22 protein-coding genes and 1 pseudogene are annotated in these 26,970 nt (G+C 73.1%); 9 read left to right on the top strand and 14 right to left on the bottom strand.

Annotation, left to right across the window (positions count from 1 at the left end):
* Nucleotides 1-23: 23 nt before the first annotated feature.
* The 10 genes from IE242_RS02985 to IE242_RS02940 all read right to left on the bottom strand — a co-directional run bounded on the left by IE242_RS02985 (nt 24) and on the right by IE242_RS02940 (nt 12,997).
* The gene (locus IE242_RS02985; protein WP_189854954.1) at nt 24-311 is read right to left on the bottom strand and encodes a twitching motility protein PilT; all 288 of its coding nucleotides are present in this window, start codon (nt 309-311) and stop codon (nt 24-26) included.
* Nucleotides 308-574 carry a hypothetical protein gene (locus IE242_RS02980; RefSeq protein WP_189854952.1) on the bottom strand — a complete coding sequence of 89 codons (267 nt, stop codon included), beginning with the start codon at nt 572-574 and terminating at the stop codon, nt 308-310. Before IE242_RS02980 ends, IE242_RS02985 begins: the two co-directional genes overlap by 4 nt.
* 78 nt (nt 575-652) lie before the next feature.
* A complete protein-coding gene (locus IE242_RS02975) occupies nt 653-1,927 on the bottom strand; it encodes an SWIM zinc finger family protein (protein ID WP_189854950.1) in 1,275 nt (424 codons plus the stop codon).
* 34 nt (nt 1,928-1,961) lie between these two features.
* Nucleotides 1,962-4,901 (bottom strand): SCO1167/SCO6262 family helicase, encoded by a 2,940-nt coding sequence (locus IE242_RS02970; RefSeq protein WP_189854948.1) that lies wholly within the window; start codon nt 4,899-4,901, stop codon nt 1,962-1,964.
* Between the two features lie 78 nt (nt 4,902-4,979).
* Complete coding sequence (locus tag IE242_RS02965) at nt 4,980-7,232, bottom strand: plasmid pRiA4b ORF-3 family protein (RefSeq protein ID WP_189854946.1); 2,253 nt, start codon at nt 7,230-7,232, stop codon at nt 4,980-4,982.
* 501 nt (nt 7,233-7,733) lie between these two features.
* On the bottom strand, nt 7,734-8,390 hold the full coding sequence (locus tag IE242_RS02960) for a fasciclin domain-containing protein (protein WP_189856347.1): 657 nt from the start codon (nt 8,388-8,390) through the stop codon (nt 7,734-7,736).
* A 71-nt stretch (nt 8,391-8,461) separates the two neighbouring features.
* Nucleotides 8,462-10,057 carry a sulfite oxidase gene (locus IE242_RS02955; RefSeq protein WP_189854944.1) on the bottom strand — a complete coding sequence of 532 codons (1,596 nt, stop codon included), beginning with the start codon at nt 10,055-10,057 and terminating at the stop codon, nt 8,462-8,464.
* Nucleotides 10,058-10,294: 237 nt separating this feature from the next.
* Nucleotides 10,295-11,047: an anti-sigma factor gene (locus IE242_RS02950; RefSeq protein WP_189854941.1), complete on the bottom strand. Its 753-nt coding sequence runs from the start codon at nt 11,045-11,047 to the stop codon at nt 10,295-10,297.
* Nucleotides 11,044-11,628 (bottom strand): sigma-70 family RNA polymerase sigma factor, encoded by a 585-nt coding sequence (locus IE242_RS02945; RefSeq protein WP_189854939.1) that lies wholly within the window; start codon nt 11,626-11,628, stop codon nt 11,044-11,046. Before IE242_RS02945 ends, IE242_RS02950 begins: the two co-directional genes overlap by 4 nt.
* A 397-nt stretch (nt 11,629-12,025) precedes the next feature.
* On the bottom strand, nt 12,026-12,997 hold the full coding sequence (locus tag IE242_RS02940; protein WP_189854937.1) for a hypothetical protein: 972 nt from the start codon (nt 12,995-12,997) through the stop codon (nt 12,026-12,028).
* Between the two features lie 50 nt (nt 12,998-13,047).
* On the opposite strand from IE242_RS02940, the gene IE242_RS38510 reads away from it, so the two are divergent.
* Nucleotides 13,048-13,227, top strand: a complete 180-nt coding sequence (locus IE242_RS38510; RefSeq protein WP_189856345.1) for a TetR family transcriptional regulator C-terminal domain-containing protein — start codon at nt 13,048-13,050, stop codon at nt 13,225-13,227.
* 51 nt (nt 13,228-13,278) lie between these two features.
* On the opposite strand, the gene IE242_RS02930 is transcribed toward IE242_RS38510, so the two are convergent.
* Entirely contained in the window at nt 13,279-14,460 is a 1,182-nt protein-coding gene (locus IE242_RS02930; RefSeq protein WP_189854935.1) for an FAD-dependent monooxygenase, read from the bottom strand.
* 81 nt (nt 14,461-14,541) lie between these two features.
* Between IE242_RS02930 and IE242_RS02925 the strand changes: the two genes are divergently transcribed.
* From IE242_RS02925 to IE242_RS39435, 5 genes and pseudogenes are all read left to right on the top strand, one after another.
* A complete protein-coding gene (locus tag IE242_RS02925; RefSeq protein WP_189854932.1) occupies nt 14,542-15,258 on the top strand; it encodes a TetR/AcrR family transcriptional regulator in 717 nt (238 codons plus the stop codon).
* A gap of 93 nt (nt 15,259-15,351) precedes the next feature.
* A complete protein-coding gene (locus tag IE242_RS02920; protein WP_189856344.1) occupies nt 15,352-16,536 on the top strand; it encodes a sensor histidine kinase in 1,185 nt (394 codons plus the stop codon).
* A complete protein-coding gene (locus IE242_RS02915) occupies nt 16,481-17,194 on the top strand; it encodes a response regulator (RefSeq protein ID WP_189854930.1) in 714 nt (237 codons plus the stop codon). Before IE242_RS02920 ends, IE242_RS02915 begins: the two co-directional genes overlap by 56 nt.
* A 265-nt stretch (nt 17,195-17,459) precedes the next feature.
* Nucleotides 17,460-18,686, top strand: a complete 1,227-nt coding sequence (locus tag IE242_RS02910; RefSeq protein WP_189854928.1) for a serine hydrolase domain-containing protein — start codon at nt 17,460-17,462, stop codon at nt 18,684-18,686.
* A 422-nt stretch (nt 18,687-19,108) separates the two neighbouring features.
* Nucleotides 19,109-19,444 (top strand): annotated as a pseudogene (locus IE242_RS39435) (MMPL family transporter); the annotation flags it as partial.
* Between the two features lie 79 nt (nt 19,445-19,523).
* On the opposite strand, the gene IE242_RS02900 reads toward IE242_RS39435, so the two are convergent.
* Nucleotides 19,524-20,132, bottom strand: a complete 609-nt coding sequence (locus IE242_RS02900) for a TetR/AcrR family transcriptional regulator (protein WP_189854926.1) — start codon at nt 20,130-20,132, stop codon at nt 19,524-19,526.
* A gap of 96 nt (nt 20,133-20,228) precedes the next feature.
* Here IE242_RS02900 and IE242_RS02895 point away from each other — a divergent pair, with 96 nt between their 5' ends.
* A complete protein-coding gene (locus IE242_RS02895; protein WP_189854924.1) occupies nt 20,229-20,978 on the top strand; it encodes an SDR family NAD(P)-dependent oxidoreductase in 750 nt (249 codons plus the stop codon).
* Between the two features lie 33 nt (nt 20,979-21,011).
* Here the strand turns inward: IE242_RS02895 and IE242_RS37340 are convergent, their stop codons facing one another.
* Nucleotides 21,012-21,668, bottom strand: coding sequence for a helix-turn-helix transcriptional regulator (locus tag IE242_RS37340; protein WP_229858080.1), 657 nt, complete (start codon nt 21,666-21,668; stop codon nt 21,012-21,014).
* Between the two features lie 297 nt (nt 21,669-21,965).
* The gene (locus tag IE242_RS02885; RefSeq protein ID WP_189854922.1) at nt 21,966-23,492 is read right to left on the bottom strand and encodes an aldehyde dehydrogenase (NADP(+)); all 1,527 of its coding nucleotides are present in this window, start codon (nt 23,490-23,492) and stop codon (nt 21,966-21,968) included.
* A 316-nt stretch (nt 23,493-23,808) separates the two neighbouring features.
* Between IE242_RS02885 and IE242_RS02880 the strand changes: the two genes are divergently transcribed.
* Together IE242_RS02880 and IE242_RS02875 are read left to right on the top strand one after the other, a co-directional pair.
* Nucleotides 23,809-25,323, top strand: a complete 1,515-nt coding sequence (locus tag IE242_RS02880) for a flavin monoamine oxidase family protein (RefSeq protein ID WP_189856342.1) — start codon at nt 23,809-23,811, stop codon at nt 25,321-25,323.
* A gap of 294 nt (nt 25,324-25,617) precedes the next feature.
* Nucleotides 25,618-26,952: an O-acetylhomoserine aminocarboxypropyltransferase/cysteine synthase family protein gene (locus IE242_RS02875; protein WP_189854920.1), complete on the top strand. Its 1,335-nt coding sequence runs from the start codon at nt 25,618-25,620 to the stop codon at nt 26,950-26,952.
* Nucleotides 26,953-26,970: the final 18 nt, after the last annotated feature.

The following is a 26,970-nucleotide window of genomic DNA, read 5'->3' as shown; positions in this document are numbered from 1 at the left end:
TCTGCCGGAGACCCGCTCGCGGGTCAGACGGTGCGGATGACGGGAGCGGGCTTGACGGCCTGGGTGTCGACGAGGGCGTGGATGTCGTCCGGGTCGGAGGTCCTGCCTACGGGCACGACGTGGCATCCCGCGAGGAACTTGCCGAGCCTGACCTGGCGGCGTGCGTCCCGCCAGGCCCGGTTGACGACGACGGAGGGAACGTGGATGTCCCGGCCGTCGTCGGGAGTCAGTCTGTGGCGGGCCCATATGCGCCGGTCACCGTCGTCGATGGCGATCAGCGCACCGGCGTCGTACAGGTAGGGGATGTTCACGCCGCCGAGACTCCCGGGCCGCTGAGGTACTCGGCGTCGGCGGCGGCCATGTCGGCGCGGGCGGCGGCGAGCTCCTCCGGGGTGAAGGCGCCGTGCTCGGCCTGCCACTCCCGGATCACCGCCCGGCCGGCCCGCAGCCGTAGCCCCGGCTCGGCTGCCTCGGCGACGAGCCGGGGAAGTGGGACGCCCTCCTCCTCGGCGACACTGGCCAGGGCCTCGACCAGGGCTTCGTCGAGGGTGATGGCCACCTTCTTGCCTGCCATGCGAACACCGTAGTGCGGCGTGGGGTCGGTGTGAGCCGAGTCGGCCGGAATGAGCGGCAGCGGAAGGCGGCCTTCGCTTCAGTGCGCCACGGCGGCGGTCCGGGCGGCGAGGAGGGCCGCGGCCGGGTCGGCGGTGGCGGGAGCGCAGGGCCACCATTCGGCGGCGGTGCCGCGGCCTTCGCGGACATAGGGGTGCCATCGGTGGTCGGGGCCGAGGCGGATCTGGATGCCTTCGGCGTCGACGGTGAGGCGGTTGCGCCAGACGCGCAGGGGCGGGGTGCCGGCGGTCCCGTCCGCGGTGTCGGGAGCGGTCAGGGCGGTGCGGGCCGCGGCCATGGCCGCGGGATCGGGGGTGAGGGAGGTGCGGGCGGTGGCGACGCCGGCCGGTCCGCTGTGGCGGTGGGCGCGGACCAGGCGGGCGAAGTCCAGCGGGGGCAGGCCGGCGGCGCGCACGAGGTGGTGGAAGCGGGCCTCGCCGATGCCGGAGGCGGCGAGACGTACGGCGTCCTCGACGGGCGTGGAGACGAGTGAGGCGGTGTGCCCGGCGGCGAGGCGGCGGGCACACCGGGCGGTGTCCTGGGTGAGTGCGCCGAGGTCGTCCAGGGTGAAGGAGGCGTCGGGTGGGGGCGTGCTGGTGGGCGGGGGAGGGGCCGCTTCGGGGGCGGTGGCGCCGGGTGGGTTCTCGGCCGGTTCGGGTGCGGGCGGTGCGAAGGTGCCGTCCCAGGAGGTGAACGCCGCGCGGGCGGGCACGCCCCGGCTGCCGGGCGTGCTGTCGACCGGTGACGCGGCGCCGGTGAGGGCTCGGCGGCGGGTACGCAGCGCGGTGAGGACCGCGTCCTTGGTGCGGCCGCGCAGGGTGAGGAGCCAGAAGGGATCGGAGTCGAGATGGGCGGCGGTGGCGTAGCACAGGGCGGCGGCGTGCTTGCAGGGGTGGCCCCAGTCGGGGCAGGAGCACTCCGGGTCCAGTTCGCCCGGTTCGGGCAGCAGGGGTACGCCGGCGGCGCGGGCGTCGTCGACGAGGTCGGCGGGCATCTCGCCGTCGAGGAGGGCGGCGGTACGGCCGGCCCGGGCGGCGATGGTGTCGAGGAGGGTCTCCCACTGTGCGTCGGTGAGGACGCGGAGGCGGACCGTCGAGTCGTAGGGCCAGGGAGCGCTGCCCTCGACCTCGGCGCGCAGTACTCCGGGGGCGGCGGTGACCGGGCCGACCATGCCCTTGCGGGCGTAGGTGCGGCCTCGGGAGAGACGTCCGGCGTCGAGGGTGGAGCCCTCCAGGGCGTCCACCCAGGCCCGGCCCCACCAGGTGGCGGCGAAGGCGCGCGTGCCACTGCGGGGGGCCTTGCGGGCGGGGGTCATGCCGTGAGCTCCTCGGTCGTGAGGGTCGTGCGAGTCATGCGTCGAACTCCTTCGACAGCGCGACTAGTTCGGCGAGGTCGGTGTCGGACAGCTCGGTCAGGGCGGCCTCGCCGGAGGCGATGACCTGGTCCGCCAGGGCGCGCTTGGCGCCGAGCAGACGGGCGACCTTGTCCTCGACGGTGCCCTGGGTGGTGAGCCGGTGGACTTGCACGGGGCGGTCCTGGCCGATGCGGTGGGCGCGGTCGGTGGCCTGGTCCTCGACGGCGGGGTTCCACCACCGGTCGTAGTGGACCACGTGGGTGGCGCGGGTGAGGTTGAGGCCGGTACCGGCGGCCTTCAGGGAGAGCAGGAAGACGGGGAACTCGCCCCGCTGGAAGGCGGCGACCATCTCCTCGCGCCGCGGCACGGGCGTGGCGCCGTGGAGATAGCGGGCGCGGACACCGCGGTCGGCGAAGTGCTGTTCCAGCAGCCGCCCCATCTGTGTGTACTGGGTGAAGACCAGGGCGCCCTCCTCTTCGGCGACCACCGTGTCGAGGAGTTCGTCGAGGAGTTCCAGCTTGCCGGAGCGGCCGGGCAGCGGGCCGCTCTCCCGCAGGTAGTGGGCGGGGTGGTTGCAGATCTGTTTGAGCGCGGTGATGAGTCTGAGGACCTGGCCACGGCGGGCGATGCCGTCGGCCTCCTCGATGGCGGCCATGGCCTCGCGGACCTGCGCCTCGTACAGGGCGGCCTGTTCGCCGGTGAGGGTGACGGGGTGGTCGGTCTCGGTCTTGGCCGGGAGCTCCGGAGCGACGCCGGGGTCCGACTTGCGGCGGCGCAGCAGGAACGGGCGCGTGAGGCGGGTGAGCCGCGCGGCGGCCCGGTGGGCCGCCTCGGCGGCTTCCTCCTCGTCGTCCGTGCCGAGGGCGGCGCGTTCGACGGGCTTGGCGAAGCGGTCGCGGAAGGCGGACAGCGGGCCGAGCAGGCCGGGGGTCGTCCAGTCGAGCAGCGCCCACAGCTCGGAGAGGTTGTTCTCCACCGGGGTGCCGGTGAGGGCGACGCGGGCGCGGGCGGGCAGGGCCCGCAGCTCGCGGGCGGTGGTGGCGTAAGGGTTCTTGACGTGCTGGGCCTCGTCGGCGGCGACGAGCGACCACTTCACGGCGGCGAGGTGTGCCCGGTCGCGGCGCAGCACCCCGTAGGTGACCAGGACGAGTTCGTCGTCGGCGAGGTGGTCGAGGGTGCGTTCGCCACCGTGGTAGCGGCGCACCGGCACGGCGGGGGTGAAACGGGCGGCCTCGCGCTGCCAGTTGCCGAGCAGGGAGGCCGGGCAGACCACCAGGGTGGGGCCCGCGGTGTCCACCTGCTCCTGGCGGTGCAGGTGGAGGGCGAGCAGGGTGACCGTCTTGCCCAGGCCCATGTCGTCGGCGAGGATTCCGCCGAGGGACAGGCGGGTCATGTCCGCCAGCCAGGCCAGGCCGCGCCGCTGGTAGCCGCGCAGGGAGGCGGTCAGGCCCTCCGGAACCCGGACGGGGGCGCGGTCCTCCGGATCGCGCAGCCGGGCGACCAGTTCGCCGAAGGCGCCGGCCGCGTCCACCGGGACTCGCTCGCCGTCCTCCTCCAGTTCGCCGGTCAGCACCGCCTGCAGCGCGTCGAGCGGGGCGAGTTCGCGGGTGCGCCGCCGCTTCAGCCGGGCCACGAGCCCCGGATCGGCGACGACCCACTGATCACGCAGTCTGACCAGGGGGCGGCGGGCCTCGGCGAGCCGGCCGAGTTCCGCGTCGGTGAGCTTCTCGCCGCCCAGGGCGACCTGCCAGGAGAAGTCGAGCAGGGTGTCACGGCCCAGCAGGGTGTCCACGGTCGCGCCCGGCGCGGTGGCCGCGCCGATCTCCGCCCGCGTCTGAAGCGCCCTGACCAGCTCCCGCGGCCAGTGCACGTGCACGCCTGCCGCGCGCAGCGCGTCGGTGGCGTCGCCCAGCAGGTCCATGGTCTCCTCGTCGTCCAGCCGCAGCGCACTGGGGGCGGCCTCGGCGAGCAGGCGGGTCAGCGGCTGCCAGGCGCGGGCCGCGCGGCGCAGTGCGAGCAGGGTCTCGGCCTCCGCGTGCGGACCGAGCAGACGGTGCGCTCGGCCGGGGTCGGCCCACAGCTCGGTGGCGTCCAGGACCAGGGACGGGTCGGCGGCGGTGCGCAGTTGCAGCGCCGCCCGGACGTCACGGCGCCGTCCGGCCGGGAGTTCGACCCGCAGTTCCACGCTCACCCGCGCGGCGCGCTCGGCCTCGACCTCGGCGGCCCACGCGGCCAGCCGCGGGTGCAGCGCGGTCGCCCGGTCGGCGTACGGGTTGCCGGGCATCGCCCAGCCGGTGGCCGGAGTGCGCGGCAGGGCGTCGGCGAGCGCATCGCAGAACTCCCCGACCAGGGCGACCGGTTCGGCGATGAACGGCGTCCGGTCGCCGGTCCGGGGCGCGGGCAGGTTGTGGGCGTACGGGGGCAGGGCGGCGGCCAGCGCGTCCAGGTCCCGCTTGCCGCGTGCGCCGGGTGGCCCGAAGCGCCATGTGGTGTACGTGTCGGAGGTCAGCGCCGGGTACAGGCGCCCCTCGCCGAGCAGCTGCAGAGCGCGGCGGGCGACGGCCGCCCATCCGGCGAGCGAGGGATGGACCCCGGAGGCGGGCGGGTCGAGGAGGAGGGCGAGCATGTCGCCGCAGCCGAGTGCCCAGCCCTCCACGGTACGGGTACGCACTCCGCCGCCGTGGGGCAGGACCAGCGGCAGTCGGACCCGCTCCACCCCCTTGGGAGCGGCGGCCTGCGCGGGCACGCGGCGTGCGTCGGCGGAGGGCCGGTAGAGCACCAGGCGGCCGAACCGGGCCGGCTGCCCCGGATCGGCCGGGACGAACACGGCCGCCAGGCCGCCGGCCGCGAGCCGCTCGCGTGCCCAGGCCGCGGCAGCGGGATCGGCCAGTGGTACGGCGCCTGCGGCGGTGGTCTCCCGTACGAGTCGGCTCACGTGTCGTCCCCCGTCCCGGACCCGGTCACGAGCCGGCTCATGCGGCGTTCCCCGCGTCGATCGTTGCCGTGGACCGGCTCACCTGGTGCCTCCCGCCTTGTACGCGGCCTTCCGCAGCCGCTTGGCCAGGGACTTGTCGACCGGCCTGACGGCGTCGGCGAGCGCGCCGAGTACCTCGCCGGAGTGCGGATGACCGGCGCGCCACAGGTCGTCGGCGCGCTCGGCGAGCTGGCCGAGCGGGCGTACGCCTTCTCCGGAACCGGTCAGCAGCCGCTCGCGCAGCGCCTGTTCACCGAGGCGCGCGAACGGCAGCGCGCCGTCCACCAGCATCCACTCCGTGCCCCACGCCGCGCCGTCCTCGGCGGGCTCCCCGATCCGGCGCAGCATCGAGGCCGCGGCGTGCGAGCAACCGGTGACCCGGGAGACGGCGGCCTTGCGCAGCACCGCCTTCGCCCGTCCGGGTTCGTCCGCCGCCAGCACGGCGGCCAGCAACCGCGGGGCCTGGAGGCGCCGCAGCGCGTCGGCCGGCTCCGTGCCGTCGCAGGCGTCCACCACCTGCACCGCCGCGTCCGTCGCGGAGCGCCCGGCCAGCCAGCCCGCGACCTCCGCCGCCGCGTCCGCCTCGGACGGGTAGGAGGTGAGCGCGGCCAGCAGCTCGCGGGCGTCCGCCCGGGCGAGCGAGCCGATCACCGGCGCCGGGACGCCCGCCCGGACCAGCAGCACACGCAGGCCCGAGCGGCCCAGTGGGGTGAGCCGGAGACGTTCGGCCGGCAGCAGTCCACCTGGGCCGTCGGCCGGCGGGGCGGGAACACCGTCGTCCACCAGGTCCTCGTCGCCCTCGAACTCGGCGGCGCCGAACAGCTCCAGCGTTTCGGCGGTGCTGTCGTACTGCTCGGTCAGAAGCAGCGACACCAGCTCCCGGGCCGGGCCCTCCGCCAGCCCTTCCAAGCCGTCCGCGAGGTGACGGGCGACGTCCAGCCACTCACCGTCCGGCAGCCCGTACGCGTGCAGCAGCATGAGGAAGACCAGCGGCGGAGCCTCGTCGATCAGCTCCCGCAGTGCGGCCAAGGGGCCGTCCAGTACGGGGACGGAGAGGGAGAGCTCGACCGCCGCGCCCGCCACCGCCTCCTGCCAGGCGGCGAGCAGGGCCGCGTCGTCCTCCTTGTCCGGCAGCGCGTCGCCGGCGTACGCGCGCTTGCCGTCCACCTCCACGAAGCCGCAGTTCAGCGCCCACTCCCAGGGCAGGTCCAGCAGCTCCATGCCGCCCGCGCCGCGTATCCTCGCCAGCCGGGCCGCCCGGTCCCGTGGGTTGCCCCAGTCGTCCGGGGCGATGCGCCACAGCTCGGCCTCCTCGATCGCCTGCCGGGCCGGCTCCGGCCGCAGAACACCCGTCGAGGTCAGCTCCCTCCCGTCCGCGCACCAGTGCCCCAGCCGCACCGCGGCCATGAAGACGGGGACGTCGCGTACCGCGTGGGCCAGCTCCGCGTCGCCGGGCAGCCGAACGGCGGGCAGCCTCAGGCCCGTGGCCTCGAACAGGCCGGACAGCGATTCCTCCTCGGCCGGCCCGTCGCCGGAGTCGCCGGTCAGCGGGTGGAGCTCGCCGCACTCGCAGCGGTACGTCCCCGGCGGCACCGGCCGCCCGCGCCTTCCGTCGCGTTCACCGCGCCCCGCGCCCGTCGTCCGCCGCAGCCGGGTTCCGGCGAGTGCCCGGCCGATCCCGGCGGGGTCGAAGGCGGCCGGATCGAAGCCCTCCTCGTACAGGCAGGCCAGTACCGCGTCGTGCGGACCGGCGTACTCCTTCTCCTCCTCACCCCCACCGCCGTGCCGGACGACGGTGGGGCGCGGTCGCTCACCGGCCTCGTACCGGCCGAGCAGCTCGGCCAGCGCCCACACGCCGCCGAGGTCCTCGGCGGGCGGCATGGCCCGCCGCCCGCCCGTGCAGAGCGCGAGCTCGCCCTCGCCCGGCCCGGCGGGACGCACCGCCTCCACCGTGATCCGGTGCAGCCAGTCGTCGCCGAAGTCGTAGGTGTAGTCCATACGGTCGCCGGCGTGCGGCAGGACGTCCGCGAGAGCGGTCTCCTCCTCGTCGAGCGCCGGGACACCGATGCTTTCGCCGGGTGGGGCGTACCGCTCGCCCCGGCGGTCCTCGAAGACGTGCAGGTGTGCGTCGTGCCAGCCGAACGCCGACTGGATCACGTCGTGCAGCGAGCCCAGCGTGAGATCCGAGGGCACCACCAGACCGCGCCAAACCGGCGGTTTCACCCCCTCCAGCTGCACCTTGAGCTGGTGGACGGAAGAGTTGCGCTCGGCGGAGCCATGCTGGGCGTTCATGGGCGGAGAGCTTCCCGATCGTCGGCGGCACACGCGCCGAGGAACATCGGAGCCCGCCGCGTACGCCAAGGGCTGACCCGCCCATTCTGGCAGCCGCGGGCCACCCGTCCGGGCGCCTGGCGGAAACCACTCGGCGCGCTCGCGCGTGCGCCACACCGTGAGGGCGAGTCCGCCGCGACGTCGGCACCGGACCGCGCACGGCATGCTGCGGCTGCTTCCTGGCGCCCATGCCGGATTCCCGCTGGTTCGGTGGGCCGCGGGCCGCGTTCGGGCGGGTGACAGTTCCGTGGCCGTCATCCCGGTTCAACGTTCGATCGCACTTCGCACCACTCCGGCTCCCCGGTCGACGACTTGCGGTAGGCCCGGGGAAGAGCGAAAGGGGCGGGCGTGGCGTCGCCGCTCGGCCGGACCGGGTACGTGCCGCGGGCGTGACCGGAAAAGTGGGGGCCGGGAACGACAGCTGGGCGCCACCCTCGGTGGCGCCCGGCTTGTGGTGATCCGTCAGTCGGTGGGCATCAGGACGGTGTCGACGATGTAGACGTTGGCGTTGGCGGTCCTGACGTTGCCGCAGACCACCTTCGCGGAGTCGTTGACCGTGTACGACTCGCCCGAGCCGGAGGTGGTCAGCCTCGACTTCTCCAGCGTGGCGAAGGAGCCCTTCGGCAGGTCCGCGGGGGTCAGCTTCTGCCCCACCACGTGGTAGGTGAGGATCTTCGTCAGCTGGGCCTTGTCGTTGAGGACCTTGTCCAGCGTGGCCTTCGGGATCTTCGCGAAGGCGTCGTTGGTCGGGGCGAAGACGGTGATGTCCCGGGCGTTGTTGAGGGTGTCGACCAGGCCGGCCTTCTGCACGGCCGCGACCAGCGTCGACAGGGCCGGGTTGTGGGACGCCGCCGTGGCGACGGGGTCCTGGGCCATGCCGTCGAAGGAGCCGGCGCCGGTCTCGGGCACGGCCGAGCAGGCCGGGCCGAAGGGACCGTCCGCGGAAGAGGGGTTGTCGGAGCCGTCCATGCTGTCGCCGGAGGCGGTGGCGGCGGCCGATGCCTTGCCGGAGTTCGACGCCGCCGAGTCGCCGGCGTTGTCGGAGCAGGCACTCAGCGCCAGCGGCAGCACGGCTGCCACGGCCAGGGTGATGGCGGTACGACGGATACGGGTGTTCATCATGTTTCTCCTGTTGGACCGAGCGGTCTGAGCCGCGTTCTCGGCGGTGTCGGGGAAAGAGGTGGCTTGGGTCACTCGACGGTGACGACGACGGAGTGCCGTCCGGCGGCGCCGTCGGGAATGGTGCGGGTGCGTTTGTCCGTCTGTACCTGGCCGGTGCGGTCGGTGGCGCGCACGGTGAGGGTGTGGCTGCCCGTGGTGGCCTCCCAGGGCCAGGACCACTGGCGCCAGGTGTCGCGGGTGTCCTCGGTCGCGAGCCGGGCCTCCTGCCAGGAGCCGTCGTCGACGCGGACCTCGACCTTGTCGATGCCGCGGTGCTGGGCCCAGGCGACCCCGGCGACCATGACGGTGCCGGCCCTCAGGCGTGCGAACGGCTTGGGGGTGTCGATCCGGGACTGGGTCTTGACGGGCGCCCGGCGTGCCCAGCCGCGCCTGACCCAGTACGGGTCGTAGGCGTCGAACGTGGTGAGCTCGATGTCCTCGATCCACTTGCAGGCGGAGACGAAGCCGTACAGGCCGGGCACCACCATGCGGACGGGGAAGCCGTGGGCGAAGGGCAGCGGCTCGCCGTTCATGCCGACGGCGAGCAGTGCGTCGCGGCCGTCCATGAGGTCCTCGACCGGGCTGCCGATGGTCATGCCGTCCACGGACCGGGCCACGAGCTGGTCGGCCGGGCCCCCCTTCGAGGGCGGTTCCACGCCGCACGACGCCAGCAGGTCGGCCAGACGTACGCCGGTCCAGCGGGCGTTGCCCGCATAGGGGCCGCCGACCTCGTTCGACACGCAGGTGAGCGTGATGTCGCGCTCGATCAGCTCACGCCGCAGCAGGTCGTCGAAGGACAGCGTGACCGGCCGACGCACTCCCCGGCCGTGAATGCGCAGCCGCCAGGCCGCGGCATCCACTCTCGGCACCACCAGCGCGGTGTCGACCCGGTAGAAGGAGTCGTTCGGGGTGACGAAGGGGCTGATCCCGGCGATCCGGAGCTGGGCACCCTTGGGCACGGCGGGGGCGGGGGAGCCGGGCGCGGGCAGCACCACGTTCCTGCGGGAGGCGGCCGCGGTCCTGCCGGTGGAGCCGCTCAGGCGGCGGCCGAGCAGAGCGGCTCCGCAGGACGCGGCCGCGGCGCCGCCGGCCGCGAGTACGAAGCTCCGGCGATCCCACGGTTCGCCGTCCCCCGGGGTGCCGGGCCCGCATCCCCGGGGAACGAGGCGGTCTGCGAGGACGTACAGCAGTACGGCACCGGCGGCGGCGCCGACCACCGAGGGGAGAGCGTCGGCGAGACCGGCCGAGTCCGGCCGGCGGGTCGCCGCTAGTGCCCCGACGGCCCCGAACAGCAGCACCCCGGCTGTCCCGGCGCGCCGGGACCACAGCGAGAGAACGCCCAGCGACACCGCGGCGAGCGCCAGTACCGCGAGGATGCCGAGCTGCAGCACCAGTTTGTCGGAGGTGCCGAAATGACGGATCGCCCAGTCCTTGACCGCGGCGGGCGTACGGTCGATCGCGGCGCCGCCGACCGCGACGACGGGCCCGGCCTGCGGGCGGACCGCTCCGGCCACGGCCTCGGCGACCGCGAGCGCGGCGAAGCCCGCCAGCGCGCCGCTGAGCGCGCCCAGCAGCACCCGTGCCGGCCCCGGCCGGTGCCGTGATTGCTTCTCGTTGTCGGTCACGTGGGGAATCCGGCCCCACGAGCCCGACGGATTGGTCGCTCCCTCGATGGGATGCACTTCGTTCTCCGGCCAATCCGCGCCCTCTTCGGCTACGGAGGCGCAGGCGACCCGGCGAGGCCCGGTCCGAGCGGTGCCGTCGGCACACCGGCCCGGACCCTCGCCGCGGTCACGCCCTGGTGTGGTCGCACCGGTGGCTGACGGCTCATCACATGATGGCGACGATCGATCACCCGCCTCTCAGGCAGGGAGATCCATCAGGGCGAGAAGGGCGGAGGTGGGCTGTTCCGAACCGCCGGCGGGTTCGACGGTGATGCCCATGCCCGACGCCCCGTCGACGGCGCCCCGCAGCAGCACGGCCTGGTCACTGCGGCCGGGGTCCATCAGCCCGGCCGGCCGCACGGTGCCGCCGTCGGCGAACCACAGTTGATAGACCCTCCCGCCGGGCGGGTCGGCCATCCCGGAGACGACGAACACCGCCCTGTCCCGGCTGCGGGAGACGACGACGGTACCGGTGGCGCCGTCGGGCAGCCCGGCGGCCCGTGTCCGGGCGTCCGGCGCGGCCAGTACGGCAGCGATGTCGTCGGTCGCCCGGGCGGCCCGGTCCGCCCGGGCGCGGGCGTCCTCGGCCTGTCGGTGCTGCCACAGGGCCGCCCCTCCGAGAGTCACGGCCGTCGCGAGGCAGGCGGTGAGCGCCCAGCGGGAGAGCAGCCGGGTCCGGCGGCCCAGGCGTACGGTGAGCGCCTCGGCCGGCGTGCCAGGAGTCTCCTGCCGGACGGTGGTGACACGGTGCAGTACCTGTTCGCGCAGCCTCGGAGAGGGGGCCGTCGTGACGGCGAGCCCCAGGCGGGCCGCGGTCGCGCGCAGTTCGGCCGTTTCCTGCGCGCAGGACCCGCAGCCCGCGAGGTGCCGCTCGAACGCGGCGCTCTCCTCGTCGGGCAGGGCGTCCAGGGCGTAGGCGCCGGTCAGCCGGTGCAGGTCGACGGTCGTCACGCGGTCACCCCCAGGCAGTCGCGCAGCCGGATGAGTCCGTCGCGCAGTCGGGTCTTCACGGTTCCCAGCGGAAGCCCCAGCGCCTGAGCCACCTCGCGGTAGGTCAGTCCTCGGTAGTAGGCCAGGGTGACGGCCTGGTGCTGGATCTCGGTCAGCGTGCGCAGACAGCGCCGCACCTGTTCCCGCTCCAGGCGTGCCTCGACGTACTCGGCCACCTCGTCGTACTCGGGCACCTGGTCCAGCAGCGCGGCCCTGTGGTCCCGGGCCGCCGCGGCGTCCACCGAGCGCACCCGGTCCACCGCCCGGCGGTGCGCCAGCGTGAGGATCCAGTTGACCGCCGTGCCGCGGTCGGGCCGGTAACGGGGGGCGGTCCGCCACACCTCCACCAGCACCTCCTGCGCCACTTCCTCCGACTGTGCGTGATCACGCAGCACGGCACGTACGACACCCAGCACCGGACCCGCCACGAGGTCGTAGACGCGGGCGAACGCCCGCTCGTCCCCCAGAGCCACGCGACTCATGAGCTCTTGCAGGTCAGGCTCCTCTGAGTGCCTTCTGCCGATATGGATCGCTTCTTTCACCGAGAGCCTCCGCGGTCGGGACATGTCCGGACGTAATCCGTGCCCGCCGGGACCGTGGATTGGTTGCGGTGGGGGACCAGGACGCAGGTGGTGCACGGCGGGTGCGCCGCAGGCCGGACGGGGCGAGGCCGCACCGGCCTCGTTCGTGCCGCCGTCCGGCTCTCGCGTCGGGGCAGGGAGCGGGCCCGACCGGGACGCCAGGCGGAACGCCGCGGTGCCGCGGTCGCCGGGTGCGTCACCCGCGAGGGCCGAAGCTCCAGGCCTGCGCTTCTTCAACGGTGTGCCGGTCGGCCGGAGACAGGGGGCGACGGGCAGTGGACAGCATGAGGTTCACCCGTCCCGGTTCGCGCTGACCGGCGAGTGGTGGCCGAAGGGGACCGGGGACAGGTCCCAGCTCTCACCGCAGGTCGTGGCGATCGAGGCGTTGGATGAGGCCGGGGCGGTGTCGGTTGGCCTCGCGCAGGCGGGTCAGGCGCCGGCCGAAGTCGGTGTGCCGTCCGGTGGTGGCGCAGGCGTCACGCAGGTCGGCGAGGAGAGTGACGGCCTGGTCGTGGGAGCTGGGCTTCCTGGTGGCGAGGTGGGCCTCGATCTTCTGCCAGACGGACTCGGTGTCGTCCGCGAGGGCGGCCAGGTGTCGGGCACGGTCCGCGGCCCGGTCGGCTTCGGCGCGCTGTCGGCGTTCCGTGCGCAGGGTGTGCGCGGCGTCCAGGAGGGCGGCGGCCGAGCGGCGTCCGGGGGCCGTGGCGGGGGCGGCGGTGTCGTTCAGGCGGTGCAGCAGTTCGGTGCGCAACCCGGGTTCCGGGCCGAGGGCGAGCCGCAGGAGCAGGGCGTCCTTGTCCTTCTGGGGCAGTGCGGCGATCAGCGGGGCGAGTTCCTTCTTGGTGCGCTTGGTCGGTTTCCCGGGTGCGGTGGGGTTGGCCTGGGCCGCGACGGCCAGCAGGTCCTCGTCCACGCGCAGGAAGTCGGCGAGCGCGCGCTGTGGGGCGGTCAGTTCGCCGAGCCCGGCCGGGACGGGCGGCTCCGGGCAGGCCTGGTAGCTCTCCTCGTCGTCGTCCTCGAGTTCCCAGACCGTGAGCGCGGAGAGCCAGGCGAGGTAGAGGGGACGCAGGTCGCCGGTGGCGAGTTCGTCGCGTACGCCGATGAGGGCGGCCAGTGAGTCGTCGGCGCCCTCGACCCAGTCGCCTTCCTCGTCCTCGCTGGTCAGGTCGAGCAGGAGGTGGGTGCGGGTGGTCCAGGCGCCGACATGGGGGTCGAGGGAGTAGGGCTGCACCGTGGGCAGACTCAGGGTGCGCTTGGGCAGGCGGAGCATCAGCCGGTGGGTGCCCCAGTTGGTGACGTACAGGTGGGCGTCGAAGTAGCGCTCGGTCATGCGGCGCGGATCGCCCTTGAGATCGCCCCACTCGTAGGTGCGACGCGGGACTGGTCAGGGCCGACGTCGATCCCGACGCACTGGGCCGCGCGCTGGTCGCCTGCGCGGATGGCCTGACGACCCAGTGGCTCATGGACCCCACGTTCGACCTGGTCGAGCACGTGCGCGAGCACTTCGACCTGCTGATGCGGAGCGTGGTCACCGACGGCGGCGGATTGACACCGCCCTGACACCGCCTGAGACCGCCCCGCCGGGCCGGACGCCGGGGCCGGCGGGGTGCGTCAGCCCATGAGGGTCTTCGCGAGCTTCGCGCCGATCGGGGTGCCCGTGGCACGGATGAACCCGCGGCGGGCGTGGTAGCCGAAGCGGTTGGCGGGCATGAAGAAGTGCTGCATGAGCAGCGCCTCTTTCTGATGACGGTCCACCAGGGGGCGCAACTGCTGTTCCCAGGTGCCCAGAGCGGCGGACAGATCATCGTGTTCACGCAGGGAACGGGCGAGGAGGTCGGCGCCCGCGATGCCCATGCCGGAGCCCTGGCCCGAGTGGAGGGTCATGCACCAGGCGGCGTCACCGAGCAGCACGGTGCGGCCGTGGCTCCAGCGGCTCATCCGGATCTGGCTGACCTGATCGAAGAGGACGGATTCGGTGCCGGACCGCTCCATCGCGTCCAGCATCGCGGGCACGACCTTCCCGCCGAAGCCGGCGAATGCCTCGCGCAGTGCGACGGCTGGTTCCTTCCGCGCCTCGGCGGCGGGCCACGGGGTGCGGTAGAGGAGGAAGGCGACCGGCGGGTGGTCGCGGTAGGTGTTGACCCAGGCGGAGCGGCCGGGGGCGGTGGCGACCACGGAGTCGCCTTCGCTCAGTCCGGGCAGCGGCTCGTCCATGACGCAGGCGGCCACGACGTGGTCGAAGTCCTTGCGGTAGAGGTCCTCCGGTCCGAAGAGCAGGGAGCGGACGGTGGAGTGGATGCCGTCGGCGCCGATCAGCAGGTCCGCCGTCTCCACCGACCCGTCGGTCAGGGTGACGCTCACCTGCCGCCGGTCCTGGGTGACGGTGGCGGGGCCGACGCCGTAGCGGATCCGCACCTTCCCTTCGACCTCCTCGTACAGGACGCGTTCGAGGTCGCTGCGCAGAAGCATGCGCAACGGGGTGCCGTTGACGGTCTCCGGAAAGGCGAGACCGGGGAAGAGCCGGCCGCGGGAGTCGACCTCGTAGGTGCGTCCGTGCGGGTCGCGTCGATCGGGCAGTGAATCCAGCAGCCCGAGGCGTTCGGCGGCGCTGTAACCGGGGCCGTTGAAGCGGACGAAGTAGCCGCCGGTCCGGCGCTCGGGCGCCCGCTCGACGACCAGGGGGTCCCAGCCGCTTCGGTGCAGGGTCAGAGCTGCGGCCAGGCCGGAGATGCCGGAACCGACGATGAGGGCGCGACGACGGGTGTCGCGCGGGGGAAGGGCTGAAGAGGTCATGAGGCGAACGTAACACTCGACAGAACTGCGTGACCAATTTAGACATTTGGTCACGCGGTCTTGAGGTGGCATGCTGAACCGGTGAGTACGAAGCACATCCCCGACTCCGGCGACGCCGAACGCGAACGTGCCGAGCGCATCCTGGCCGCCGCACGCGAACTGCTGGCGGCGTGGGGCTACAAGCGGGTCACCATCGACGAGATCGCGCGCCGCGCACGCATCGGCAAAGGCACCGTCTACCTGCACTGGAAGACCAAACAGGTGCTGTTCACCGAGTTGCTGCGCCACGAGTTCGGCGAGGTGATCGGTGCGGTCGCCGAGAGCGTCGAGAAGGACGTCGTCATCGCCCTGCCCGGTCGCCTGGTGCGGGAGGTCTTCCGGCAGCAGTCCCGACGCCCCCTCGCCCGGGCCATTCACACCGGCGACACCGACGTCCTGGGCGCGCTCGCCGCCCCCGCCAGCGGACGCTCCGTGGCACAGGAACTCGGCTTCCACGACCTGCTCGCGCGCCTTGTCGACGTCTGGCGCTCGCACGGACTGGTCACACGCACCATGCCGGCGGCGGACCAGATCCACACGATCGACGCGGTCCTGGCCGGATTCATCACCGGAGGCGTCGCGGTCCCCGAGGGCGAGGCCGCCTCTCCGGACCATCGCGCGGACCTGCTCGGACACACCGTCGAGGCGGCAGTCGAACCGCCGGTCCCCGTGGATGAGGCAACCGTGCGGGCGGCCGCCGCCGAGGTGCTCGCTCTGCTGACCGCTGCCCGGCGCGCGCTCACCTCCGGTCCTCGGTGAGGCGGGTCGAGCCACTCGCACGCCGGGTGCGAGTGGCTCTTTGGAGTGACGAAGGCCCGCGTGCGAGGTCATAGTGTCGGACGGATGAGAGTGATGGACGGCAGGTGGCCGGGGTGGGGCGCCGACACCGGGCTGGTCGTACTGACGTTTCTGCCGGCGCTGCTGTCGCAGCCGTACGTGGACACCTCCGGGCCGGCCTGGGCGTCGCTCACGGTGTACGAGGCGGTGGGCGTGGGAGTCCTGCTGCTGAGGCGGCGGCTGCCGGCCACCGCCTTCGTCGTGGGTTTCGGGTCCCTTCTGGCCGCGCTGGTGGGGAGTGCGGGCGCGGGAGCCAAGCTGTCGCCGCTGGTCTTCCTGCCGCTGGCGGTGCTGCTCTACAACCTGGGCAACCACGGCACGAGCTGGCGGCGGACCGTGTCGGCGGTCCTCGGCGTCAGCGTGCTGAGCATGGCCGGCCTGTGGCTGAACCGGATGACGACCGACTCCGGCGACTTCCAGGGCGGCCTGGACGTCCTCGCCGCGCTGGCCCCGATGCCGCTGGCGTGGGCAATGGGGTTCGCCGCGCGGACCCGGCAGGAACTGCTGGCCGCGGCCGAGCGGCGGGCGGCCGACGCGCGCCGGGCGCAGGCCCTGGAGGCGGCGCAGGCCACGCAACGCGAGCGGACACGGATCGCCGGTGAGATGCACGACGTGGTCGCGCACTCGCTGACCCTGCTCGTCGTGCACGCGGAGACCCTGCGGGCCCGCGGCGGGGAACTGCCCGACTGGGCCCGTGCCCAGGTCGACGGGCTGGCGGCGGCGGGCCGGCAGAGCAGCGGCGAGCTGCGTGACCTGCTGCGGATGCTGCGCGACCCCGCGGACGCGGTCCCGCTCCAGCCGGTGCCGGATCTCGGTGAGCTGGACGCGTTGCTGGACAGTCACCGTGCCGCGGGAGGGACGGTCGAGCTGACGACGGGCATCGAGCTGGAGTCCGTGCCGGGGCCGGTGCAGCTGGCGGCGTACCGCGTCGTGCAGGAGGCACTGGTCAACGCGCGTCGGCACGCGCCCGGGGCGCCGGTCCGGGTGAGTGTCGACGGCGTCGACGGTGGGAAGCTGCGGTGCGAGGTCGTGAACGGCCGCGCGGCGCGGCGCGGCACGGCCGGCGCGGGGGTCGGGCTCGGCCTGGTCAGCATGGAGGAACGGGTGGGTGCGCTGGACGGCGAACTCACCGCGGGCCCGACCGATGACGGCGGCTTCCGCGTCGCGGCCACGATGCCGTGGGAGCCTGCCGGTGTCTGAGCAGATCAGCGTGCTCGTCGTGGACGACGAGCCGATCATCCGCGCCGGGCTGAGCGCGATCCTCGACAGCCAGGCGGACATCACCGTGGCGGGCACGGCGGACGACGGTGCGGAAGCCGTCGAGGTGTGCGCGCGGCTGCGGCCGGACGTGCTGCTGATGGACATCCGCATGCCGCGCCGCAACGGCCTGTGGGCCCTGGCCGAGCTGGGCCGCCGGGGACTGCTCGGGCCGGGGCGCAGCCGGGTGCTCATGCTGACCACGTTCGACCTGGACGAGTACGTCGACGACGCGCTGGCGGCCGGGGCGTCCGGGTTCCTGCTGAAGAACAGTTCGTACGAGGAGCTGACCGGGGCCGTGCGTGCCGCGGCGGCCGGGCACAGCGCGCTGAGCCCCGCGGTGACCCAGCGGATCATCGAGGGCCATCTCAGCGGCCGGCGCCGGCCCAGCGACCAGGAGCTGGCCCGGCTGAGGGACCTCACCGAGCGGGAGGCCGACGTCCTGCGACTGATCCGGGACGGGCTGAGCAACGCCGAGATCGCCGACCGGCTCGTGGTGAGCCTGCACACGGTGAAGACCCACGTCAGCCGCGTGCTGACGAAGACCGGCTGCCAGAGCAGAGCGCAGGCGGCGGTGCTGGCCAGGAACACCCTGTCCTGACCGACCGGGCCGGCGGGGCGCCGTACCCCTGCGGGTCACTCCTTGGAATGACCCCGCGCCGGCGGGAAGCCCGCCATCGAGCGATGTACCGGGTGCGCGCCGCTGACTGAATGGTTGTTGTGCGCGGGACCCGCCGAACGGCCGCACGCCAGGTGCGTGCCCGGTCCCTCGACGCACGCAGCACATCGTCACGCGCCGAAGGGACCTCGCCATGGCCGCATACACACTGTCTCGCCGTCACCGGATCCGCCGGGGAGCGCTCACCATGGCGTTGGTGACCTGCATGGGCGTGGCGCTCGTGAGCTGCTCGGACGGGGCCGAACCGGCGGCCGGGCAGAGCGCGGCGAGCCCGGCGGCCGACGCGCGGCTGGCCCGCCTCGCGCAGCAGGCGGCGGACACCGGCTCCCTCGGTGTCATCGTCCGGGTCGACTCCGGCGACGGGGCGCCCGTCGAGATCGCGAAGCAGGCCGCCTGGACGAAGGGCGACCACCGCATCGCCGCCGACGACCAGTTCCGGGTCGGCTCCAACACCAAGACGGTCACCGCGGCCCTCGTCCTGCAACAGGTCGCCGAGAAGAAGATCAGCCTCGACGACTCGGTCGAGAAGTGGCTGCCCGGCCTGGTCGAGGGCGGCGCGGACATCACCGTACGGATGCTGCTCGACCACACCAGCGGCCTGGGCGACTTCCTGCTGACCCCGGAATTCCTGCCCTCCCTCACCGGTCAGGAGAAGCGCACCTGGACACCGGAGGAGCTGCTCGCCATCACGCCCGGACAGGACCCGCCGGCCGAGCCCGGCGAGACGTACTCGTACAGCAACGCCAATTACGAGGCGCTGGGACTGATTCTCGAGAAGGCCACCGGGAGCGGCCTGGCCGAACTGATCGAGGAGAAGATCACCGGGCCGCTCGGCATGAAGGACTCGTACCTCGCCACGAAGGCCGACTGGAACACCGGCCAGCAGCACGTGACCGGCTACGAGCCGGACGCCGAGCGCTTGAGGACCATCCTCTCCGGGACCGTCGACCTGCCCGAAGGCGTCGGATTCGCCGGTCCCGAGCGTTCCGGGGACAACATCGACACCTCCGCCGTCGACCCGAGCTGGTCCTGGGCGGCAGGCGGCATGGTCTCCACCGCACAGGACTGGCAGCGCTTCCTGACCGCGCTGATCTCCGGCGAGCTGCTGCCCGAGGCGCAGATGAAGCAGATGCGCACCACGGTCGACGCTCCCGAGGAGGGCGGCGGCTACGGACTGGGGCTGATGCGGGTGGACACCTCCTGCGGCACCGTCTGGGGGCACACCGGCGGCCTGCCCGGCTACTCCAGCGAGATCTACACCGACGCGAGCGGCCGGCGCAGCGTCGCCGTCCTGACGAGCACGAACTTCGGCATCAAGGAAGAGAAGGCCGCCACCACGAACAAGGCCCTCGTCGAAGCGGCCACCTGCCAGATGCTCGGCAAGCCTCAGCCCTCGGACAGCCCGGCCGGATGACGGCCGCGGACACCAGCCGGCATCGCCTCCGCCGGCGACCGCCTCGCTGACGACCGGTACGTGACGGCTGCCGTCACGCGCGACCCGCACGAGAGGCCGGACGACCCGCCTGCCGCGCCTCCTGAGCACCGACGCCCTGCGACGGCCGGACGCGGTCACACGGAGCGATCCCCTACGACCGACCGCACGCGAAAGTTGCACACCTCATGGCCGCCCTGCTCCACAGGATCGGCCGCCTCGCCTTCCGGCGACGCGGACTCGCGGTCCTCCTGTGGGCTGTCGTCCTGGGCGCCGTCGGCGCCGCCGCCGTCAGCACCACGAGCACGAACACCACGGGTCTCACCCTGCCCGGCACGGAGTCCCAGCGCGCCATCGACCTGCTGAAGGACCTGGTCGACGCCATCCGGAAGCTGGCCGTCGGCACCGAGGCCGACACCGGAACGCGCTCCATGGTCGTCACCGCCGCCGCCCTCATCATGATCACGGTGTTCACGGGCTTCGTCGGCTCCCACGATCTCACGATCAAGTCGATCGGATTCGGCCTCGCGGTCGCGGTCGCCTGCGACGCCTTCGTCGTCCGGATGACCATCGTGCCCGCCGTACTGGCCCTGCTCGGCGACCGGGCCTGGTGGCTGCCGCACCGGCTCGACCGCCTCGTCCCCGACGTCGACATCGAGGGCGGGAAACTGACCGGTGGCGCGCAGCCGTCGTCGGACCGGACGTCGATTCTCACCCGTTCCGGGACCGCACAGCGCTGATGTCCCGGCCGGTAGCGGTCCGCGGTGCCGTGGCGGCGGGGCAGCGCAAGCGGGCGGCGCGGGCGGAGACGGCGGCCGGTCAGGCGGGCGGCCAGCTCCGCAGCGCCATGTCGGCCACCTGCCGCAGGTCGTCAGGGGTAGCGCCACTGGCGGCCTGGACGGCGATGCCGTTCGCCACGGTCATGAGGTAGCGGGCGAGCTGTCCGGGATCGGTGTCGGGGGGCAGGTCGCCTTCGGTGACGGCGCGCCGGAACCGGTCGCGCAGACGCGCGGTGCCCTCGTTGCGCCAGGTGACGAGGGCATCGCGGGCGTGGCCCGCGGTGTCGCCGGCGGCGAGGGATGCCTGGACGCCGAGGCACCCGGCGGGGCAGTCGGGGTGGGTGGTGGCCCGCACGGAGCCGTTGAGGAACGCGGCGGCCACCTGCCGGGCGGTCGGCTCCTCCAGGGCGCGGGCCACATAGGAGGCGGGGCCCTCGGTGTAGCGCTCCAGCGCCTTGCGGAACAGGTCCTCCTTGTTGCCGAAGGCCGCGTACATGCTGGTGCGGGTGATGCCCATGGCACCGGTCAGGTCGGTGAGGCCGGCGCCTTCGTAGCCCTTCTCCCAGAAGACCCGCATGGCCCGTTCGAGGGCCTCGTCCGCGTCGAAGCCCCTCGGCCGGCCGATCCGCGTCTGTCGCTGCGTTCCCATGCACTCCACTCTACTACTTCTGTATCGATCGGTCTGGAAGTCTGCTACCGTCGCATTCCGAACCGATCGGTACTTAAGTTCATGGAGGTCAAACCCATGTACCAGCTCAAGGACAAGACCGCGGTCGTCACCGGCGGCGGCACCGGGATAGGCCTGGCCACCGCCGCACGGCTGGCGGCCGACGGCGCGCACGTGTTCATCACCGGCCGACGCAAGGGTGAACTCGACGCGGCCGTCGAGACCATCGGTGCGGCGAGGGCCACCGCGGTGGCCGGAGACATCTCCGACCTGACCGACCTGGACCGGCTGTACGACGCGGTCCGCGCCCGCGGCCGGGGTCTGGACGTGGTCTTCGCGAACGCCGCGACCGCCTCACTGGTACCGCTGGAGCGGACCACGGAAGAGGACCTCGCCCACGTCTTCGACATCAACGTGCGGGGCACGCTGTTCACCGTGCAGAAGGCGCTGCCGCTGCTCAACGACGGCGCCTCGGTGATCCTGAACGCCTCCACCGCCGCCGACAACGGCGCCGAGGGGTTCGGCCTGTACGCGGCGTCCAAGGCCGCCGTACGGTCCTTCGCCCGGGTCTGGGCCAACGAGCTCAAGGGCCGCGGCGTCCGGGTCAACGCCATCTCGCCGGGCCCGGTCGACACCCCCGGGGTCACCAACCTGGTCGGACCGGAGAACGCGGCCGGCCTCCGGGCCAAGCTCGCCGCGGACACCGCGCTGGGCCGGATGGCACGCCCCGAGGAGATCGCCGCGGTCGTCGCCTTCCTCGCCTCCGACCAGAGCAGCTTCATCCTCGGCGCCAACCTCTACGCCGACGGCGGCGAGAACCAGATCTGACCCGTATGCAGAAGCGCCCCTGCCGAGCGTTATTCAGACCCGGCTCAGCTGCACGGCGTCCTCGCGCACGGCGATGGCCGCCGCCTGGGTGCGATTGGGGCAGTTCATCTTGGCGAGGATGTTGGCCACCAGCCGCTTCGCGCCGTGCTCCGAGATCCGCAGCCGACGCGCGATCAGCTTGTTGCTCAGTCCCTCCACCAGGAGCGCCAGCGTCTCCCGCTCGCGCGGTGTGAGCATGGCGATGCGCCCTCGATCGTCGGGGGACGGGCCCGGAGAATGCCTGATCAGTGCGTGCGAGAACGCGGAGGGCAGCGGGAAGCCGCCGGTTCGCATCTGGGTGAACGCCAGAGCCAGGGCATCGGATGTCAGCTCGTGCTTCAGCAGCACGCCGTGGGCGACGACCCCGCGGATCGAGTCGGGGTCGGCGACCATGCGTTCGTCCAGGAGGAGCAGCACCTTCGCGCCGGCCGCGCCCGCGCGGCGAGCGGTGTCCCGGACCCACTCCTCCCGGGGGCAGGACAGCAGCAGAACGTCCACGTCGGTGAAGTCGATGGCGGCGGCGGCCTGCGGCTCGTACACGTGGTCGCGGACGGAGGCGACGCCCGGGGTGCGCGCCAGGAGGGTCCGCACCCCCATGCGGAGCACTTCGCTTCTGGTCAGTACAGCCACGCGCTCAGCGGTCGTGGACATGGAGCGTCCCCCTCGTACGTCGGTCACCGGGGCGGGCGGATGGCCGGCGCTGATCTGTCCACGGCGACGGTGGGCTGAGCCGGACAGGCACAGCAAGTACGTAACACACCGGAAGTGAGTATGGCGTCGAGGGGGAATGGGTGCAAGCGCTTTCCGTTCGGTGTGCCCTGCCTGCTCGGTCTGCTCCGCCTGCTTGGCCCGCAGGGCTTTCCCGGTCTGCTCTCCTTGCTCGACGGTCCGTTCGGCCTGCGCCGTCCGTTCGGCCTGTCCGGCGTCACGTCGCCGGCCGCGCTCTCGTCAGCAGCGCACGCCGTCCACGCGGCGGGGGAGCTCGAGGGGGTTGGCGTCGCGCAACTGGGGCGGGAGCAGGGCGTCGGGCACGGACTGGTAGCAGACGGGGCGGAGGAACCGGCCGATGGACGCGGCGCCGACCGAGGTGTGCTCGGGGGAGGTCGTCGCGGGGTACGGACCGCCGTGGTGGGTGGCCCAGCCGACGGCCACGCCGGTCGTGAAACCGTTCCAGACGATTCGTCCGCAGGACCGTGTCAGCCGGTCGAGGAGCCGTCCCGCCAGCTCGTGATCGTCGTCCGTGGCGTGCACCGCGCAGGACAGCTGCCCGGCCAGCGCCTCCGCCGCCTCTTCGAGTTCGGTGGTGTCGTGGTATTCGGCCAGGACGGCGAACGGGCCGAAGCACTCCTCCATGAGGGGTGCCGCACCGTGCAGCAGTTCCTTGGCGTCGACACTCACCAGGGCCGCGCCGACCAGCCGCTCGTCGTCACCCGCGGGCCGGCCGGCGGCGGCCGGGCGCACCCCGGGCAGCGTGGACAGCCGCTCGACCCCCTGCCGGAACATGCTGCGGATGCCGTCGTTGAGCAGCCACGAGGGGGCGAGTTCGGCCACGGCCCGTGCCACCTCCTCGCGCAGTGCCGCACCGTCGGCGCCGGCCGGGACGAGCAGCAGCCCGGGCTTGGTGCACACCTGGCCGTGCCCGAAGGAGAAGGACTGGACGAATCCCCGGCCCACGGCCTCGGCCCGTTCCCGTGCCGCACCGGGTGTGACGAAGACCGGGTTGAGGCTGCTCAGTTCGCCGTGGAAGGGGATCGGTTCGGGGCGTGACGTCGCCAGCCGGTGCAGATGCCGGCCGCCCGAGAGCGAGCCCGTGAAACCGACGGCCTTGATGCGGGGGTCCAGGACCAGGGTGCGGCCCGCGTCGAACCCCCAGACGATCCCCACCGTGCCGACCGGCGCGCCGCAGGCGGCCACGGCCCGGGTGACCGCGCGGAACGCCACCAGGCTGGTCGCGGGGTGAGAGGGGTGGGCCTTGACGACGACGGGGCATCCCGCGGCGAGGGCCGAGGCTGTGTCACCGCCCGCGACCGAGAAGGCGAGCGGGAAGTTGCTGGAGCCGAAGACGGCGACGGGACCGAGCGGCAGCAGCATCCGCCGCATGTCGGGCCGCCCCGGTCCGGTGTCGTCCGCGGCCGCCGCCCGGTCGATCACCGCGTCGGCGTAGGAGCCTTCCCGCAGGACATCGGCGAAGAAGCGCAACTGACCGCAGGTCCGGGCGAGTTCGCCGCTCAGCCGCTCGGCGCCCAGCGCGGTCTCCCGGTCGGCTGTCCGGACCAGTAGGGCACCGTCGCTCTCCAGCTCGCGCGCGACGGCCTCCAGCAGCGTCGCCCGGCCGGCCGCTCCCATGCGGTCCAGCCCCACCGCGGCCTCGGCCGCGGCCGCGCAGACCCGGGCGACCTCCCGGGCGTCGGAGTCCTCCGCGACCATCTCCATCGTCAGACCCGTACGCGGGTCCATGGAGTACACCTCGCTCATCACCGACTCCTCTCCGTCTCCACTTCGGCGGTATGCGCTCGGGTGGTCAGCCTCGCCGCACGAGAGGTACGTGGGGGAGAGCCGCTCGGTCGGCCGGTCGGGGTGCCCGATCGGGCAGGCGGGGCAGTGGCCGGCCGGCCGGCCCGGCCGAGCGACCGAGCGGCCATTCCCCCGGGGCGACCGGGACCGGATTCTCTTCGCTGTCACGAACGGCACGTGAGGTGGGGAGACAGTGGTGACAGATGCGTACGGCAGCAGACGGGAGTTCCTGCGGAAGGTGGGCGCCGCGGGCGGCGCCGGGGTGCTGTGGGCGACCATGGGAGCGCTCGGGCTCGCCCCCGACGCGCGGGCGGCGCAGCCCGCGAGGGCGTACGTGCCCCCACGCGCCGGCGACTTCACCGATGGGCGCAAGGCGCCGCGGGTCGTCGTCCTGGGCGCCGGTGTCGCGGGTCTGACCACGGCGTACGAGCTCGCCAAGGCCGGTTACGACTGCCGGATCCTGGAGGCCAAGGCCCGTCCGGGCGGCCGCAACTGGACAGTGCGCGCGGGCACCGAGGAGCGCGAGCTGAACGGCGGTACGCAGCGGGCGGAGTTCTCCGCCGGGCAGTATCTGAACGCGGGCCCCGCCCGTATCGCACAGCACATGGTCACGCTCGACTACTGCCGTGAGCTGGGTGTTCCCATCGAGCCGTTCGCGAACCAGAACGCGGACGCGTACGTCTACCTGGACGGGGTCGGCACGCCGCTGCGGCACCGCACCGTGAAGGCCGACGCCCATGGCTATGTGTCGGAGCTGCTGGCGAAGGCGGTCGACCGGAACGCGCTCGACAAGGAGCTGACCGCCGAGGACCGCGAGCGGCTGCTGGCCTTCCTCGGGGACTTCGGTGCCATCGGCGGGCGCGCGGACGACCGGGCGTACCGGGGCGGCCCCCGCCGCGGCTACCGCACCCCGCCCGGAGCCGCCGCCGCGACGGGCGACCCGTACGGCGAGCTGCCGTCGCTCGCGGAGTACTTCGCCCGGGGCAGCGGCCGTTACCTCTCCTTCGAGGTCGACTACGACCAGGCGATGATGATGTTCCAGCCGGTCGGCGGCATGGACCGGATCGTCCGGGCCTTCGTGGACAGGATCGGCGAGCGGCGTATCTCCTACGGCTGTGCGGTCAGGGAGATCCGCGACCGTGGCACCGGCGTCGAGGTGCGGTACGCGGACGCGCGCGGCCGGGAGCACGTCGAGCGCGCCGACTTCTGTGTGGCGGCGCTGCCGCCCCATGTGCTGGCACGCACGGCGCACAACCTGGGGCCGGCGGTGCAGTCGGCGCTGCGCACGCCGGCGCCGCTGGCGGTCGGCAAGCTGGGCCTCGAGTACCGGCGCCGCTGGTGGGAGGAGGACCACCGCATCTACGGCGGCATCACCGAGACGGATCTGCCGCTGACGCACGTCTGGTACCCCTCGCACGGCTTCCACTCCGCACGCGGAGTACTGGTCGGCTACTACCACTACCGCGAGGACGCGCTGGAGTTCGGCGAGCTGCCGCCGCGCGAGCGCATCGCACGGGCCGTCTCGCTGGGCGAGCGCATCCATGGTCCGGCCCACCGCGAGGAACTCGCCTCGGGATTCGCCGTCGCCTGGCATCGGATACCGCATATCGAGGGCGGCTGGATCGAGTGGCCGGAGAACTCCGGCGCCGCCTACGACCTGCTCAACCAGCCCGCGGGCCGGGTGTACTTCGCCGGTGACTGGCTGACGCACTACATCGGCTGGCAGGCCGGAGCCATCGGTTCCGCCCGTCGCGCGGTGTCGTTGCTGCACGAGCGGTCGGTGAGCGCGTGACCGGTGGCACGGCGCTCCGTCGGCTGGTGACCCGGGCCGGGGGCTGGATGCGGCGCGTCAACCGCCGGCTCGAGGAGCTCTACCAGACCATGACGTATCTGTGACCTCGTGACCTGGCCGGATCGTGACTTCGTCCGGGAGTCGGCCGTAAGAGCAAGGTATGTCGCATCACGGCCGCTTGAGAGGGCATTGCCGTCCCAGCATGCGGTCGTTGCATTGTGGGATCGTTGAACAATCCCTATGTTCTCGCTGTCTCGCGCACACATTCCCCACCTCTCGAAAGGACCTTCCTTCATGCTGTCCACCGACGAAGCGGCGCTGTTCGACGACCGCGGGTACGCCCGGCGCGAGTCGGCGACCATCCAGGGCGGCCGACACGTCCGGATGGGTGTCAACCCGCCGCTCATCACGCCCATCTACATGACGGCCGCCTACGAGTTCCCCGACGCCGACATGGCGGCCGGGCTCTTCGGCCTGGAGGGCAACGGGCACGCCTACACCCGCCTCGGCAACCCCACCCTCAACGTGCTCGAAGAGCGCATGGCCCAGATAGACGGCGGTGTCGCCGGCCTGGCCACGGCCTCGGGCCACGCGGCGGTGACGCTGGCGATCCTCAACCTCGTGGAGGCGGGCGACAACATCGTCTCCTCGAACGAACTCTTCGGCGGCATCTGGAGCCTGCTGGGCGCCACGCTGAAACGGCTCGGCGTGGAGACCCGGTTCGTCAGCCCGGCCGACCCGAAGAACTTCGAGGAGGCGACCGACGACCGCACCCGGCTCTACTTCGGCGAGACGCTGCCCAACCCGCGTCTGCGGATCTTCCCCATCGGTGAGGTCGCCGAGATCGGGGCACGCCACGGCATCCCGCTGATCATGGACAACACGCTGCAGCCGTTCACCTGCCGCCCGTTCGAGCACGGCGCGGCGGTCACGGTCTACTCGGGCACGAAATACCTGGGCGGGCACGGCTCGGCGATCGGCGGCATCATCGTGGACAGCGGCAACTTCGACTGGGACAACTCGCCCCGCCACCCGCAGATGACCCGGCCCGACCCCGCCTACGGCAACGTCGTGTGGGGCGAGGAATGCCGCAAGCTCCCCGACACGCGCGGCCGCAGCAGCTACCTCCTCAAGGCCCGCGAGACCCTGCTGCGCGACCTCGGCCTGTGCCTGAGCCCCTTCAACGCCTTCCTCATCCTGCAGGGCATCGAGACACTGCCGCTGCGCATGCCCGCCCACTCGGCCAACGCCCTCGAGGTCGCCCGGTTCCTCGCCGGCCACCCGAAGGTCGACCTCGTGCGCCACCCGAGCCTGGCCGAGGGGACCGAGGCGGACCAGGTCAAGCGGTACCTGGGCGGCGAGTACGGGCCCATGGTGATGGTCGAGCTGAAGGGCGGACGGGCCGCCGGGGCCCGGTTCATCGAAGGACTCAGGCTGTTCTCGCACGTCACGAACGTCGGCGACGTACGCTCCCTCGCCACCCACCCCGCCTCCACGACCCACGCCCACCTGCCCGAGAAGGACCTGCTCGGCGCCGGTATCACCCAGGGCTCGGTGCGCCTCGCGGTCGGCCTGGAGCACGCCGACGACCTCATCCACGACCTCGACCAGGCGCTGGCCGCCGTATAGCTCCGCCGGACCGCACAC

The organism is Streptomyces poonensis, from assembly GCF_014650915.1.
GTDB lineage: Bacteria > Actinomycetota > Actinomycetes > Streptomycetales > Streptomycetaceae > Streptomyces > Streptomyces poonensis.
Note: the sequence above shows the minus strand (reverse complement) of the source record. Positions and strands in the feature narration are given on the sequence as shown.

Bases quoted from the DNA above. Each gene is read 5' to 3' on its own strand.
- IE242_RS02965 (WP_189854946.1), bottom strand. From the start codon at position 7,232: ATGAACGCCCAGCATGGCTCCGCCGAGCGCAACTCTTCCGTCCACCAG.
- IE242_RS02980 (WP_189854952.1), bottom strand. From the start codon at position 574: ATGGCAGGCAAGAAGGTGGCCATCACCCTCGACGAAGCCCTGGTCGAG.
- IE242_RS02975 (WP_189854950.1), bottom strand. From the start codon at position 1,927: ATGACCCCCGCCCGCAAGGCCCCCCGCAGTGGCACGCGCGCCTTCGCC.
- IE242_RS02875 (WP_189854920.1), top strand. From the start codon at position 25,618: ATGCTGTCCACCGACGAAGCGGCGCTGTTCGACGACCGCGGGTACGCC.
- IE242_RS02915 (WP_189854930.1), top strand. From the start codon at position 16,481: ATGACGGCGGCTTCCGCGTCGCGGCCACGATGCCGTGGGAGCCTGCCG.
- IE242_RS02895 (WP_189854924.1), top strand. From the start codon at position 20,229: ATGTACCAGCTCAAGGACAAGACCGCGGTCGTCACCGGCGGCGGCACC.
- IE242_RS37340 (WP_229858080.1), bottom strand. From the start codon at position 21,668: ATGTCCACGACCGCTGAGCGCGTGGCTGTACTGACCAGAAGCGAAGTG.
- IE242_RS02930 (WP_189854935.1), bottom strand. From the start codon at position 14,460: ATGACCTCTTCAGCCCTTCCCCCGCGCGACACCCGTCGTCGCGCCCTC.
- IE242_RS02885 (WP_189854922.1), bottom strand. From the start codon at position 23,492: ATGAGCGAGGTGTACTCCATGGACCCGCGTACGGGTCTGACGATGGAG.
- IE242_RS02880 (WP_189856342.1), top strand. From the start codon at position 23,809: ATGGGAGCGCTCGGGCTCGCCCCCGACGCGCGGGCGGCGCAGCCCGCG.
- IE242_RS02940 (WP_189854937.1), bottom strand. From the start codon at position 12,997: ATGACCGAGCGCTACTTCGACGCCCACCTGTACGTCACCAACTGGGGC.
- IE242_RS02910 (WP_189854928.1), top strand. From the start codon at position 17,460: ATGGCGTTGGTGACCTGCATGGGCGTGGCGCTCGTGAGCTGCTCGGAC.
- IE242_RS02920 (WP_189856344.1), top strand. From the start codon at position 15,352: ATGGACGGCAGGTGGCCGGGGTGGGGCGCCGACACCGGGCTGGTCGTA.
- IE242_RS02900 (WP_189854926.1), bottom strand. From the start codon at position 20,132: ATGGGAACGCAGCGACAGACGCGGATCGGCCGGCCGAGGGGCTTCGAC.
- IE242_RS02960 (WP_189856347.1), bottom strand. From the start codon at position 8,390: ATGAACACCCGTATCCGTCGTACCGCCATCACCCTGGCCGTGGCAGCC.